14 protein-coding genes are annotated in these 13416 nt (G+C 35.0%); 6 read left to right on the top strand and 8 right to left on the bottom strand.

What is annotated here, in order from left to right; all coding sequences use genetic code 11:
* Positions 1-37: 37 nt before the first annotated feature.
* The 6 genes from paaC to BW926_RS07235 form a co-directional block, all read right to left on the bottom strand.
* The gene (gene paaC, locus BW926_RS07260) at positions 38-787 is read right to left on the bottom strand and encodes a 1,2-phenylacetyl-CoA epoxidase subunit PaaC (RefSeq protein WP_076445676.1); all 750 of its coding nucleotides are present in this window, start codon (positions 785-787) and stop codon (positions 38-40) included.
* 90 nt (positions 788-877) lie between these two features.
* Positions 878-1159: a 1,2-phenylacetyl-CoA epoxidase subunit PaaB gene (gene paaB, locus BW926_RS07255; protein WP_034679196.1), complete on the bottom strand. Its 282-nt coding sequence runs from the start codon at positions 1157-1159 to the stop codon at positions 878-880.
* A gap of 110 nt (positions 1160-1269) precedes the next feature.
* On the bottom strand, positions 1270-2208 hold the full coding sequence (gene paaA, locus BW926_RS07250) for a 1,2-phenylacetyl-CoA epoxidase subunit PaaA (RefSeq protein WP_076445673.1): 939 nt from the start codon (positions 2206-2208) through the stop codon (positions 1270-1272).
* Between the two features lie 112 nt (positions 2209-2320).
* Positions 2321-3406, bottom strand: a complete 1086-nt coding sequence (locus BW926_RS07245; RefSeq protein ID WP_076445670.1) for a 2Fe-2S iron-sulfur cluster-binding protein — start codon at positions 3404-3406, stop codon at positions 2321-2323.
* Positions 3407-4723: a phenylacetate--CoA ligase family protein gene (locus BW926_RS07240; protein WP_076445667.1), complete on the bottom strand. Its 1317-nt coding sequence runs from the start codon at positions 4721-4723 to the stop codon at positions 3407-3409.
* A gap of 258 nt (positions 4724-4981) precedes the next feature.
* Entirely contained in the window at positions 4982-5563 is a 582-nt protein-coding gene (locus BW926_RS07235; RefSeq protein ID WP_076445664.1) for a TetR/AcrR family transcriptional regulator, read from the bottom strand.
* A gap of 381 nt (positions 5564-5944) precedes the next feature.
* Between BW926_RS07235 and clpB the strand changes: the two genes are divergently transcribed.
* The 5 genes from clpB (at position 5945) to BW926_RS07210 (ending at position 11386) form a co-directional block, all read left to right on the top strand.
* Positions 5945-8539 (top strand): ATP-dependent chaperone ClpB, encoded by a 2595-nt coding sequence (clpB, locus tag BW926_RS07230; RefSeq protein WP_076445662.1) that lies wholly within the window; start codon positions 5945-5947, stop codon positions 8537-8539.
* Positions 8540-8759: 220 nt separating this feature from the next.
* Entirely contained in the window at positions 8760-9305 is a 546-nt protein-coding gene (locus tag BW926_RS07225; RefSeq protein ID WP_076445660.1) for a hypothetical protein, read from the top strand.
* A gap of 31 nt (positions 9306-9336) precedes the next feature.
* The gene (locus tag BW926_RS07220) at positions 9337-9984 is read left to right on the top strand and encodes a hypothetical protein (RefSeq protein WP_076445658.1); all 648 of its coding nucleotides are present in this window, start codon (positions 9337-9339) and stop codon (positions 9982-9984) included.
* A complete protein-coding gene (locus BW926_RS07215; RefSeq protein ID WP_076445656.1) occupies positions 9963-10748 on the top strand; it encodes a sensor histidine kinase in 786 nt (261 codons plus the stop codon). Before BW926_RS07220 ends, BW926_RS07215 begins: the two co-directional genes overlap by 22 nt.
* Positions 10745-11386, top strand: coding sequence for a response regulator transcription factor (locus BW926_RS07210; RefSeq protein ID WP_076445654.1), 642 nt, complete (start codon positions 10745-10747; stop codon positions 11384-11386). The genes BW926_RS07215 and BW926_RS07210 overlap by 4 nt, the downstream gene beginning before the upstream one ends.
* Positions 11387-11449: 63 nt before the next feature.
* On the opposite strand, the gene BW926_RS14735 is transcribed toward BW926_RS07210, so the two are convergent.
* Together BW926_RS14735 and BW926_RS14635 are read right to left on the bottom strand one after the other, a co-directional pair.
* Positions 11450-11665: a transposase gene (locus BW926_RS14735; protein ID WP_076445652.1), complete on the bottom strand. Its 216-nt coding sequence runs from the start codon at positions 11663-11665 to the stop codon at positions 11450-11452.
* A gap of 104 nt (positions 11666-11769) precedes the next feature.
* Complete coding sequence (locus BW926_RS14635; protein WP_076445650.1) at positions 11770-11997, bottom strand: transposase; 228 nt, start codon at positions 11995-11997, stop codon at positions 11770-11772.
* 350 nt (positions 11998-12347) lie between these two features.
* On the opposite strand from BW926_RS14635, the gene BW926_RS07195 reads away from it, so the two are divergent.
* A complete protein-coding gene (locus BW926_RS07195) occupies positions 12348-13229 on the top strand; it encodes an SDR family oxidoreductase (protein WP_076445648.1) in 882 nt (293 codons plus the stop codon).
* The last annotated feature ends 187 nt before the right edge of the window (positions 13230-13416 follow it).

The following is a 13416-nucleotide window of genomic DNA, read 5'->3' as shown; positions in this document are numbered from 1 at the left end:
TCAAATTAGCACATTTTCAAATTAATTCATTGATTTTTTACCACGTACAACCAGGATACGCTCTCTGCATATACTGCAATTCACAAAGAATATATCCAAAATATTCTGTATGATAACCTGTTCTTGATTTTGGCTGCATGAAAGGATTTGTAGGATATTCTAAACCGAAACCTTCAAAATCTTTCTGAGTAATCGCTAAAAATTCTTCATAAAGAGCATCTGTATTCGGAGCGATATTTAAAGCTACCAAATCATCTTCTCCTTCTGTTTTTGCGAATAAACCTTTTGTATATTCCCAGATATTTTCAATCGCTTTTACCAAACGGGATTTACTTTCCTCCGTTCCCTGAGCGAAGATTTTCATCCAGGAAGCAGCGTGAGTGTAATGATATCTTACTTCTTTCAACGATTTCTGAGCGATGGCAGAAAGTTCTTCATTCGCAGAATTTGATAATGCCTCATACATCAATTTCTGATACACTGCGAAAACATACACTTTAAGAATCGTCTGTGCATAATCTTCATTAGGAAGTTCTGTCCAGTGTGCGTTTACATATTCGTGTTCATATCTTAAAAATGCTAAATCATCTTCACTTTTACCATTGTCAATCACTCTTGAGGCATATACGTAAAAGTTATTTGCCTGTCCAAGTTCATCCAAAGCGATATTTGTTAATGCAATATCTTCCTCTAAATAAGGACCTTCACCGCACCACGCAGACAAACGTTGTCCCATAATGAAACTGTCGTCCGCTAGTTTTAATAAATAATTATATAATGGGTTCATTGTTTAGTAGATTTCAGATTTCAGACACTAGATTTCAGATTGACAATAAGTCTATTATCTGATATCTCACATCTTGAAGTCTTTTATTAATTACATATTTTTTACATCGTTAGGAATATCGTAGAACGTCGGATGACGGTACAATTTGTCATCAGCCGGATCAAAGAAAGCTTCTTTATCAATTCCTTCTGAAGTCACAATATATTTACTTGGAACCACCCAAACAGAAGTTCCTTCTTTTCTTCTTGTATAAACGTCTCTTGCGTTCTGCAAAGCCATTTCTGCTGTTGGTGCCTGTACTATTCCAACGTGTTTGTGAGATAATCCCGGTTTAGTCTGAATAAACACTTCCCACATATCTAAATTTGCCATAAATAAAATTAAATTTAACAATGTATCAATGTACCAGTTTAACAATAATGAGATTCTTCGCTTTGCTCAGAATGACAATTGAATTGCTACATTTTTACATCGGTATATTGTTATATTGAAATTTTTTCCTGTTTTTCCGCAAAAGCTGCCGCCGCTTCTTTAACCCAAGAATTTTCTCTTTGTGCTTTTCTCTTGGTTTCGATACGCTTTTTGTTGGCTGGGCCGTTTCCTTTTAAGATTTCCATAAATTCATCCCATGGAAGTTCTCCGAAATCGTAATGTTGTCTTTCTTCATTCCATTTTAAATCTTTATCTGGAATTGTTAATCCTAAAAATTCAGCCTGAGAAACCGTAACATCGATAAATCTCTGACGAAGACTGTCGTTACTCTCTCTTTTAACCCTGTAATTCATAGAAATTTTAGAGTTTGGCGAACTGTCGTCATTCGGACCAAACATCATTAAAGCCGGCCACCAGAAACGGTTTAACGAAGCCTGCGCCATTTCTTTCTGCTGTTTTGTACCACGGCAAAGTGCCATCAAAATCTCGTAGCCCTGTCTTTGGTGAAAAGATTCTTCTTTACAGATTTTCACCATCGCTCTTGAATAAGGACCATAAGAATTTCCCATCAACATTACCTGATTCATGATTGCAGCACCATCAACCAACCAGCCAATTGCTCCGATATCTGCCCAACTCAACGTCGGATAGTTGAAAATACTTGAGTATTTCGCTTTTCCTTCCAGCATATCGTCGTAAGTTGCATCTCTGTCTGCTCTGATAGTTCCGTTTCCTAATGTTTCAGTTGCAGAATAAAGGTATAAACCGTGGCCTGCTTCATCCTGAACTTTAGCCAAAAGAGCCATTTTTCTTCTCAATGAAGGCGCTCTGGAAATCCAGTTGGCTTCCGGCAGCATTCCGACAATTTCAGAATGTGCGTGCTGTGAAATCTGACGAACCAATAGTTTTCTGTAATCATCGGGCATTACGTCTTTTGGTTCTACTTTATTTTCGTCATGTACGTATTGTACAAATTTTTCTAAGTCCATCTTTTTAAATTTGAAAATTTGAGAATTAGTTAATTTGAAAATTAATTTGAACTTGTGAAAATAAGCGGTTAGCCATTTTCAAATTTCCAAATTAGCACATTTTCAAACTGATTTAAACATCATAATTAAGCATCACCACATTCGTTGTCGGGTGACATTGACAGGTAAGAACGTAACCTCTGGCTACTTCTTCTTCGGTAAGCGCATAATTTTTTTCCATGAAAACTTCACCTTCCAAAACTTCGGCTTTACACGTACAACAAACTCCTCCTTTACAAGCGAAAGGCACAGGAAGATTGTCTTTCAATGCTTTATCTAAGATACTCTCTTTTTTTGAATTCAGGTGGAAAGAATATTCATCATCGTCGATGATTACCGTTACCATACTTTCGATATTCGCAATGGCTTTGAATTCGTCGCTCATTTCCTCCGTATTTTCTTCGTCAGGAGCAGTGAAATATTCAAATAAAACCTGAATGGCAGGTACTTTTTTATCTTTCTTTAAATAATCTGCGATTCCTTTAATCATTTCTGAAGGTCCGCAAATGAAATAAGTAGATTCTTTTACATCAATATCAGCATATCTTTCGAACAGTAAATCTAATTTTTCAGGAGAAATTCTACCTTCAAAAATCGGGTCTTCATGTTTTTCACGGCTTACTAAATAAACAACTTTCAGTCTTCCGTTAAAAGTTTCAACCAATTTATCGATTTCAGCCTTTTTCATCACATGATTCATGCTTCTGTTGCTGTAGAACAAATAAGCGTTTGAATTTGGTTCCTGATAAAGACTTTCTTTAATATTCGATAAAACCGGAGAAATTCCGCTTCCTGCTGCCAAACCAACGTAAGTTTTTACGTTTGTCGGGTGATAAGAAGTGTTGAAACCACCCATTGGAGGCATTACTTCAAGAATTTCATCCATGTGAAGATGCTCGTTGAAATAACCTGAAACTTTCCCGTTTTCCAATAATTTTACCAAAACTTCCAGCGTGTTGCTTTTTTCACTTGGCGCATTACAGATTGAGTAAGAACGTCTCTCTTCATTTCCGTCGATCATCATTCGGAAATTAAGATACTGTCCCTGCTTGAATCTGAATTTATCTTTCAGTTCCTCAGGAATTTCAACAGCTACATTTACGGCATCCGTCGTATCTTTCTGAACCTTTACGGTTTTTAATTTATAAAATGAATTCATTTATTTTTTAAGTATTCTGTTAATTTTTCCGCCTTCACATTTCGGAAGACTGTCTTGAGCGTGGATTTTCACTTTTGTAGTAATTCCTACCCTCTTTTTAATCTCGTTTTCGATGCTTTTTCCAAAGTTTCCGACAAAAATAGCATAATCGTCGGTATTTTGATTTAAATTTTTAGAAGCGATCAAATCATCATCAATTTCAACATCAATATCCAAAGCAACACACATTTGTTCTTTTTCAATCGGAGTTAAATAATAGTTCGGAACCACTCCTTCCACATGGGAAAACGCTTCTTCAATCTGACTTGGATAGACATTTACTCCTCTTACAATCAGCATATCATCGGTTCTCCCAAGAATTGGTTTCATTTTCACCATTGTTCTTTTACCACTTTCATCATAATAAAGACTTGTAATATCGTTTGTCCAATAACGTAACAGCGGCATTGCTTTTTTAGTTAAAGTCGTGATTACCAAAACTCCTTCTTCACCAAAAGGAACAGGTTCTTTGGTAACCGGATCTAAAATTTCAGGATAAAAATGATCTTCCCAAATGTAAGCTCCTCCTTTTTCCTCGAAATCTTCCATTGAAACTCCGGGACCGATAATTTCACTCAAGCCATAAATATTGGTTGCATGAACGCCCAATCTTTCTTCGATATGATGTCTGATCAATTCTGTCCAGGGCTCTGAACCTAAAACCGCATATTTTAAACTGATTTCGTCAGCGGAAATCCCTCGTTTTGCAAATTCATCAGCTAATGTTAAAGCATAAGATGGCGAACAGCAGAGAACTTCAGGTTGAAAATCTATAATTAAATCGACTTGTCTTGAAGTCATTCCTCCTGAAATCGGCAGAACGCTCATTCCTAATTTTTCTGCTCCGTAATGTAATCCCAATCCGCCTGTGAAAATCCCATAACCATAAGCGTTGTGCAACTGCATCCCCGGTTTTGCTCCGGCTGCGTTCAAAGATCTCGCCACTACTTCGCTGAATAAATCAACATCTTCTTTTGTATATCCTACCACCGTAGGTTTTCCTGTCGTTCCGCTTGAACAATGAATTCTCTGTAGTTCATTTTTTGGAACCGTGAATAATCCGAACGGGTAATTGTCTCTCAAATCCTGTTTGTAAGTAATCGGAAGTTTCGTAATATCTTCGATCGACCTTATATCTTGTGGAGATATTCCTGATTTATTAAATTTTTCTTTATAAAATTCCGACTTCTCCCCAAGATAGTCTACCAATTTCGCCAATCGCTCAGATTGAAGCTGTCTCAATTGATCGAGCTTTAGATATTCAACATCAAAATCCATAACTAACTAACATTTGTTAGGTGTAAATTTAAAAAGATTTTGGAACATGGCAAAATTTTTATGACTTTCATCATATTTTGAATAATTCTAAATAGTTGAGGTTAAGATTTAGATTGAGTTTAAGGCAGATTTTATGTTGAATTTATCATTCAGAACGAACCAAATGGAACATGAAATCTAAGCGAAGTTTTCGTTGTAGCTGTAGAGATTCCAGTGGAATGACAAACACTTCGGATAACTTTGGTTAAACAAAATGAATTAATTACTCTTCTGATTTCCCAATAATCCAAAAAGAATTTTATCCCTTATTTCATCGGTAATTTCAGAACCTGATTCGATATTTCTCTTAAACCAAAAATAGGAATTGTTTAAAGTATGCAAAATAAATCTTGTAGTAAAAGCGGAAGATCTTAATTCCCAATTTTCCGCTTTGTAAATTTCAGAAATTAAATTTTCCACTTCCTGTTGATAATTTTTTCTTAATTCTACAAATTCTGGTAATCTTTCTTCCAAATGTTTCCATTCGTTGGAATAAATATGAGTAACGTCACGGTTTTTAAGAACAACCGATAAATGTTTATCAATAAAAAGATTAAGTTTTTCCTTTGGCGGAATATTGGTGCTTTTTACCTCCTGAAGTTCATCGAAAAATTCCTGAGCGATACCAAAACAAATCCATTCCAGAATTTCTTCCTTCGAACGGATGTGTGCATATAAGGAAGCTGCCTTAATATTGAGTTTCGTTGCCAAATCTCTCACAGAGCTGCCCATATACCCTTTCTCTTTGAAAAGTTCTACGGCAACGTCTAATATTTTCTTTTGTTTTTCTTTTAACTCCATCTGATAATCGCAAAAGTAATTATTTTGATTTAATATCCTGATTTTTCAGTGAATGATTTTTTGTAAAGAAAGTGCCTGGAATTAATATGACTGTTATTCCGATATTTTGAAACCTGTCCATCATATTCGGAAAATTTGTCTTTTTAAAATCCGCTAAAAATATATAATTCGGAAAATTTGTCTGTCTTTTTTAAAAATTCAACAATTGAACAGTTTTTGCGGTATACCGGTCAGAATTAAATGATTAAATAAGATCGAGGGCATCAGAAATTAGAACTTTGAATTAGAAAATTAATATGTATTTGACTCGTATGGTCTGAAATCTGATGTCTAAAATCTAAAAGTGAAAACCAAAAAATTAGAATCAAAAATATACAAAATATGAACTTAAACCAATATACTGTAAAATCACAGGAAGCCATCCAGGCAGCGCAACAAGTAGCAATGGAATTTGGCAACCAACAGATTGAACCTCAACATTTACTGGAAGGAATTTTCCAGGTAGACGAAAATATATCGCCTTTCTTATTAAAAAAATCTGAAGCAGATGCTGCTTTGGTAAGAGAGCGCAACCGTGAAAATTTAGAAAAGCTTCCTAAAGTACAGGGAGGAAATATTTATCTTTCACAATCGGCAAATAAAGTTTTGCTTGATGCACCCAACATCGCTAAAAAAATGGGTGATGAATATGTAACGATCGAACATTTATGGCTTTCCCTTCTAGAAACAAATTCGGAAGTTTCTAAAATGCTGAAAGATATGGGCGTTACAAAAAATCTTCTTGAGGGTGGAATTAAAGAGTTGAGAAAAGGCTCGAAAGCAACTTCTGCAAGTTCAGAAGAAACGTATCAATCCTTAAATAAATATGCTAAAAACTTCAACGAATTAGCAGCAGAAGGAAAACTGGATCCGGTAATCGGTCGTGATGAAGAAATCCGAAGAGTTTTGCAAATTCTTTCAAGAAGAACAAAAAATAATCCTATTCTAATCGGTGAACCCGGTGTTGGTAAAACTGCTATCGCTGAAGGAATTGCCCACAGAATTATCAGTGGCGACGTTCCTGAAAACCTGATGGATAAGACTTTATATTCATTGGATATGGGAGCTTTGATCGCTGGTGCCAAATACAAAGGTGAGTTTGAAGAGCGTTTGAAATCCGTAGTAAATGAAGTCATCAAATCAGATGGACAAATCATTCTTTTCATCGACGAAATCCATACTTTGGTGGGAGCCGGAGGCGGTGAAGGCGCGATGGATGCAGCGAATATTTTGAAACCAGCTTTAGCAAGAGGTGAATTAAGAGCTATCGGTGCAACGACTTTAAATGAATATCAAAAATATTTTGAAAAAGATAAAGCGTTGGAAAGACGTTTCCAGAAAGTGATGGTTGAAGAACCAGATACTGAATCAGCCATTTCCATTCTTCGTGGAATTAAAGATAAATATGAAGCGCATCACAAAGTAAGAATCAAAGATGAGGCGATTATTGCAGCGGTGGAAATGTCTCAACGATATATTTCGGACAGATTTTTACCCGATAAAGCGATTGACTTGATTGATGAAGCTTCTGCGAAATTAAGAATGGAAATCAATTCAAAACCCGAAGAACTGGATGTTTTAGACAGAAAGCTGATGCAGATGGAAATTGAATTGGCTGCGATTTCAAGAGAGGGAAATCAGACGAAAATCGACCATTTAAAAGAAGACATTGCAAAAATTTCTGAGCAAAGAAATGAAATCAATGCTAAATGGTTGAAAGAAAAACAAAAATCTGAGGATTTAACACAGATTAAAAAAGATATAGAATCTCTGAAATTAGAAGCAGAAAGAGCTTCAAGAGCAGGAGATTATGCAAAGGTAGCAGAAATTCAATATGGAAAGCTTCGTGAAAAAGAAGAAGAGCTTTCCAAACTGGAAATAGAGATGCAAAATCATCAGAATGAATTGATTAAAGAGGAAGTAACTTCTGAAAACATCTCTGAAGTGATTGCAAAATGGACAGGAATTCCTGTTACAAAACTCCTTCAATCCGAAAGAGAAAAATTATTAAGTCTTGAAACCGAATTGCACCACAGAGTTGTTGGTCAAGATGAAGCGATCACAGCTGTTGCAGATGCCATCCGAAGAAACAGAGCGGGATTAAGTGACGACAAAAAACCAATCGGTTCGTTCTTATTCTTAGGAACCACCGGCGTCGGAAAAACCGAGTTGGCAAAAGCATTAGCCGAGTTTTTATTCGATGATGAAAACAATATGACGAGAATTGATATGAGTGAATATCAGGAACGTCATAGTGTTTCGAGATTGGTGGGTGCGCCTCCTGGATATGTGGGTTATGATGAAGGTGGTCAGTTGACCGAAGCGGTACGAAGAAGACCTTATTCTGTGGTACTTTTGGATGAAATTGAAAAAGCACATCCTGATGTTTTCAACACGTTGTTACAGGTTTTGGATGACGGTCGTTTGACGGATAATAAAGGTAGAGTCGTGAATTTCAAGAACTCGATTATCATTATGACTTCGAATTTAGGTTCGCACCTTATTCAGGAAAATTTTGAAAATATTACTGATGAAAATCAGGATGAAATTGTTGATAAAACAAAAGATGAGGTTTTCGATTTATTGAAACAAACTTTACGTCCGGAATTCTTAAACAGAATTGATGAGGTGGTATTGTTCCAGCCTTTGAGAAAAAAGGAAATCGGAAAAATTGTGACATACCAGTTGAGAGGATTCAATGATATGTTGGCAAAACGAAATATCATTATGACAGCAACTCAGGATGCTGTAGATTATCTGATGAATAAAGGATACGACCCTGCTTTCGGAGCAAGACCGTTGAAGAGAGTTATTCAACAGGAAGTTTTAAATAAATTATCAAGAGAGATTTTAGCTGGAAATGTGAATGACGGCGACAGAATCACTTTGGATTATTTTGAGGAAACAGGTTTGGTTTTCAGACCTACTGAACAATAAGTAGTTTTTTCATATATATTATTTTTGTAAGTAAGTGCTGTAGAGAAATCTGCGGCACTTATTTTTTTAATAAAACCCATTCAAATTCCTGATAATTTTAATTAAAAATCACAATCCGTAAAAACACGGTAAATAAATGGTGAAAAAACGTGATATTTAACATGAAAATTTTACGAAATTTGTAGAACAAACTAACAGCATACTATAAAAAACTAGCTCTATGAAAACAAAACCTAACTTAGACATTGACACGCTAGAGACTATCTCAGTGCCAAGCACCATGACTTGTGAGTTTATCCAAACTTTGGTAAACAACTACAGAAAAAACCATCTGGTATTTGTAAAAGACAAATTAGGAATCGATGATGCCCATTCTATCCATTTTGATTTGGCTACATTGAAAAAGTTTATTTCTGATATTGAAGCTAAAACTCAGAAAAACCATCCGGGGATTCCTTCCAAGGATTTGGGAATAAGATTTTATTACGCAGCCTATCCGAAAGCTGACAACTGGGATATCATGTCAGGCACATCGATCGGTCTAGAATATGCCGAAAAACATACTTTAGTAATGGTGCCTACCATGAAAATTGAAGATGAAAACGGAGAAATGCTGCCGTACGATTTTAACCCTTTAAGCTCTGCTAATGATGGAAAATTTCTGGCCATGGCATCCGTTAAAACCTCACATCTGGAAGGGAAAATTATTTCTCAAAATCACGGGAATCTTGTTCCGCCTGACAGCACAAAGACTGAATCATTTTAAAAACCATATTTATAATTAAAATAAACACAAAATGGCCGATTTCCAAAGAATTGTACAAGAGTTAATGTTTTGGAGCGAAGGTATCGCCGCTGTAGTTTCTCTCTTATACTATCATCGAATAAAAAATGAATATTGGAAGTATTTTGTGTTTTATTTGATTTTCATTTTTGTATCAGAAGCCATTGGTAAATGGGGTGGATATTTTGTAGAATACAATAAACAGGCATTCTATAATTATTTTGTAATCCCAATCGAATTTATATTTTTTTACTGGCTATATGCTGCAAAATCGTTTAATAGATCAAAACTTTTTTTCACATTATCATTTATATATCTCCTCTCATTTATTCCCAGCGAATTCATTTTTACTTATGATAAAGTCATGTTTTCACTCAATTATACTTTGGGATGCCTTATTTTAATGATTTTGGTGGTTATGGAATATTACAAACAGATTAATTCTTCCAATATTCTTGATTTTGATAAGAACAGGATGTTTTACATTAATTTGGGAGTAACCCTGTTCTATATTGGAACATTGCCGTTTTGGACATTTTTTGAGCTGCTTAAGCCTTACAGAGAGATTTACAATATTTATTTTGCATATTTCTTAATTTCGGCGATTGTTATGTATTCATTATTTTCAATTTCATTCATATGGGGAAAACAGAGCTCTTAGTAACAATCATTCTTTTCAACATATTTTTTGTGTTGTTTGTGGCTGCCGTCATGGTTTATATCCGAAAATATAAACAACGCAAAAAGGAATATCTCAATGAAATTGAGGTAAAAAACGAAATTCATAAGCGTGAGCTTCTCGCCACCCAATTGGAAATTCAACAGGCCACCATGCAGCAGATCGGACGTGAACTTCATGATAATATCGGACAAAAACTGACCCTTGTAAGCCTTTACACCCAACAGCTTTTATATGAAAATAAGGTCCCGGAGGTAAACGAAACAATCGATCAGGTGTCACAGATCATCAATCAGTCCTTACAAGATCTGAGGAGTCTTTCAAAAACTTTAACTGACGATAATATAAATCAAAAGGAAATCGTAACTTTAATACAGGAAGAAGTAGACAATACCAATGCCTTCAAAAAATGCCAGGTAAGCTTTGAACATAATTTTAAACAGCTTAATCTGGGATTTGTCCACAAAAATGTTCTCCTTAGGATTACTCAGGAATTTATTCAGAACAGTATAAAACATGCCAACTGCAAGAATATTTTCATTAATCTGAACACTTCTGAGGAATCACTTTGGGAACTGAATATTAAAGATGACGGCGTAGGGTTCGATAAATCCAATATAAAATCAAACGGGATCGGCCTTACCAATATGAAAAACAGAGCCAAGATCATCGGGGCAGATTTCAGCCTTGAAAGTCAGGAAAATCTGGGAACCACGCTCAATATTATTTTAAAAAGACAGCCATGAAAAAAACGATAGTGATTGTTGATGATCACGTACTTATCGCAAAAGCGCTTGAAGGAATTATTGATAATTTTAAAGAATTCGAAGTCATCTACGTTGCCGAAAACGGTAAAGACCTCATCCAGAAATTCCAAAACAACAGCAAAATTCCAGATATTATTTTAATGGATATCAGTATGCCTATCATGGATGGTTTTGAAACCGTACTCTGGCTTAAAGAACATCATCCCAATATTAAAGTAATGGCTCTGAGTATGCAGGGCGACGATAAAAGCGTCATCAAAATGATTAAAAACGGAGCAAAAGGATATTTACTGAAAAACACGCATCCGAAAGAGCTTGAAAACGCTTTAACAAAACTCAATAACGATGGATTTTTCTATCCGGAATGGGCTTCAAAAATCATTTTTTCGAATATGAATAATGAAGAAACCGCCAACAGTATCAGAATTTCCGATCGCGAAAGAGAGTTTTTGAAATACACCGTAACAGAACTCAGCTATAAGGAAATCGCCGACAAAATGTGCTGCAGCCCAAGAACTGTAGAAAGCTACAGGGATCAGCTTTGTGACAAACTGGATCTGAAAACACGTGTCGGCTTGGCCGTTTTCGCCATTAAAAACGGGTTTGCAGAATCTTAATTTTATATATTTTATTCATATTAAGTTTTTGAAATTCAAACACTTAACATGAGTTCAATATAATTATTGAAATAAATAAAGTTGTTTGGTATCAACAAAATTGTTTTTCAGGGACGGCTTCTTATCCATGAAATTATATGTTATCAATGCAAAAAAAATAGTATTAAAGTAATTGGCAACACTTCTGTATCTGGAGTGTTCCACCTGGCAAATATTTTTAAGCTGGTCAAAAATAGTCTCCACATTAGCTCTTTTGCACAGCATGTAAGCATCGAACATTGGAGTTAAAGGTTTTGTTTCCGTTTCTTTTTAGACTTTGTAACCAGATGAATACTCTGAGAAAAAGAATTTGAAAAAAGCTCTTTTGAGATATATTCTTTGTCTCAAAACAACTTCTCATAAAGCTTTTTGGCGAAATTTTTACATTGCAATGGATTTCTATCATCTACATTTTCGGCAGTAACCATACAATCAATGATTCCGCTTTTGTTGTTGGTAAAAATATGAAGTTTAAAACGTAAAAACAATAGATGTTTCCCAAACCAGGATAATTCTTTACAAAGATCTTCAACTTTGGAGAAAACTTCAGTAATTTTATTAGCACAAAACATAAGCGGAAATTTAGTTTAATTACTGTAAATCAAAACTTTAACTTAATAAATCTTTCGCTTTCAGATCTTTAGATGACATCATTATTTCTGGTTTATAACCATTTTTCTATCCTGAAAATCAAAAAGTTGAGCAAGAAATGAAAGTACTAAATATAAATTAATGATTTTCTGTTAGTAATGCTTATTCCGAACTCAGATTAATTAATTTTAAATGTTTTTACAGTTTATTTTATTTAGGCTTCGGCGGCTTTGCCGCCGAAGCCTAAAATATCTAACAAAATTATTTTGCGCATATTAATTATAACTCATTACATAACTTAAAAGCTTATTTTTACTAAAAACAAAAAAATATGAATCTTTATACACAACCCATGCTTCGTGAAGGTGCATTGAAAGATAAAGTGGCCATTGTTACAGGAGGCGGAAGTGGTCTTGGTAAAGCAATGACCAAATATTTTCTTCAACTAGGCTCCAAAGTAGTAATTACATCAAGAAATATTGAAAAACTGCAGGAAACAGCAAAAGAATTAGAAGAACAAACTGGAGGTAAAGTTCTTTGTGTCGCATGTGATGTAAGAAACTGGGATGAAGTTGAAGCCATGAAAGAAGCAACTTTAAAAGAATTTGGAAAAATAGATATTCTATTAAATAACGCAGCCGGAAATTTCATTTCTCCCACAGAAAGACTAACACATTCTGCATTTGATTCCATTTTGGATATTGTGTTGAAAGGAACAAAAAACTGTACACTTTCCATCGGGAAACATTGGATAGATTCTAAAACTCCGGGAACAGTTTTAAACATCGTAACAACTTATTCTTGGACAGGTTCTGCTTACGTCGTTCCATCCGCTTGTGCAAAAGCAGGAGTTTTGGCCATGACAAGATCTCTGGCTGTTGAATGGGCAAAATATGGGATTCGATTCAATGCTATAGCTCCGGGACCTTTCCCAACGAAAGGTGCTTGGGACAGATTACTACCAGGAAATCTTCAGGAAAAATTTGATATGAGGAAAAAAGTTCCGTTGAGAAGAGTCGGAGAACATCAGGAATTGGCAAATCTTGCCGCTTATCTTGTTTCCGATTATTCAGCTTATATGAATGGCGAAGTGGTAACAATTGATGGTGGAGAATGGCTACAGGGTGCAGGTGAATTCAATATGCTGGAAGATATTCCACAGGAAATGTGGGATGCTTTGGAAGCAATGATTAAAGCTAAAAAATCAAATTAATTAAATTTTAACCTTTAAGATAATCAACTTGAGATAACTAAATTGTTAAAATCTTTTGTTGCTTTTGTGGTTTAAGATATGCCAATCATCAAAATAGGAAAACTTGAAGTGAATTGTCAGTTTCCGAAAAAGATTTTACAAACATTTCCTTTCAGTAAGAGAAGATTGAGATAATTTAACAATATAA

Source organism: Chryseobacterium sp. RU37D, from assembly GCF_900156075.1.
Taxonomy (GTDB): domain Bacteria; phylum Bacteroidota; class Bacteroidia; order Flavobacteriales; family Weeksellaceae; genus Chryseobacterium.
The sequence above is the reverse complement of the archived record's forward strand: the minus strand, read 5'-3'. Positions and strand labels throughout refer to the sequence as shown.

Bases quoted from the DNA above. Each gene is read 5' to 3' on its own strand.
- paaC (WP_076445676.1), bottom strand. From the start codon at position 787: ATGAACCCATTATATAATTATTTATTAAAACTAGCGGACGACAGTTTC.
- paaB (WP_034679196.1), bottom strand. From the start codon at position 1,159: ATGGCAAATTTAGATATGTGGGAAGTGTTTATTCAGACTAAACCGGGA.
- paaA (WP_076445673.1), bottom strand. From the start codon at position 2,208: ATGGACTTAGAAAAATTTGTACAATACGTACATGACGAAAATAAAGTA.
- BW926_RS07245 (WP_076445670.1), bottom strand. From the start codon at position 3,406: ATGAATTCATTTTATAAATTAAAAACCGTAAAGGTTCAGAAAGATACG.
- BW926_RS07240 (WP_076445667.1), bottom strand. From the start codon at position 4,723: ATGGATTTTGATGTTGAATATCTAAAGCTCGATCAATTGAGACAGCTT.
- BW926_RS07235 (WP_076445664.1), bottom strand. From the start codon at position 5,563: ATGGAGTTAAAAGAAAAACAAAAGAAAATATTAGACGTTGCCGTAGAA.
- clpB (WP_076445662.1), top strand. From the start codon at position 5,945: ATGAACTTAAACCAATATACTGTAAAATCACAGGAAGCCATCCAGGCA.
- BW926_RS07225 (WP_076445660.1), top strand. From the start codon at position 8,760: ATGAAAACAAAACCTAACTTAGACATTGACACGCTAGAGACTATCTCA.
- BW926_RS07220 (WP_076445658.1), top strand. From the start codon at position 9,337: ATGGCCGATTTCCAAAGAATTGTACAAGAGTTAATGTTTTGGAGCGAA.
- BW926_RS07215 (WP_076445656.1), top strand. From the start codon at position 9,963: ATGGGGAAAACAGAGCTCTTAGTAACAATCATTCTTTTCAACATATTT.
- BW926_RS07210 (WP_076445654.1), top strand. From the start codon at position 10,745: ATGAAAAAAACGATAGTGATTGTTGATGATCACGTACTTATCGCAAAA.
- BW926_RS14735 (WP_076445652.1), bottom strand. From the start codon at position 11,665: ATGTTCGATGCTTACATGCTGTGCAAAAGAGCTAATGTGGAGACTATT.
- BW926_RS14635 (WP_076445650.1), bottom strand. From the start codon at position 11,997: ATGTTTTGTGCTAATAAAATTACTGAAGTTTTCTCCAAAGTTGAAGAT.
- BW926_RS07195 (WP_076445648.1), top strand. From the start codon at position 12,348: ATGAATCTTTATACACAACCCATGCTTCGTGAAGGTGCATTGAAAGAT.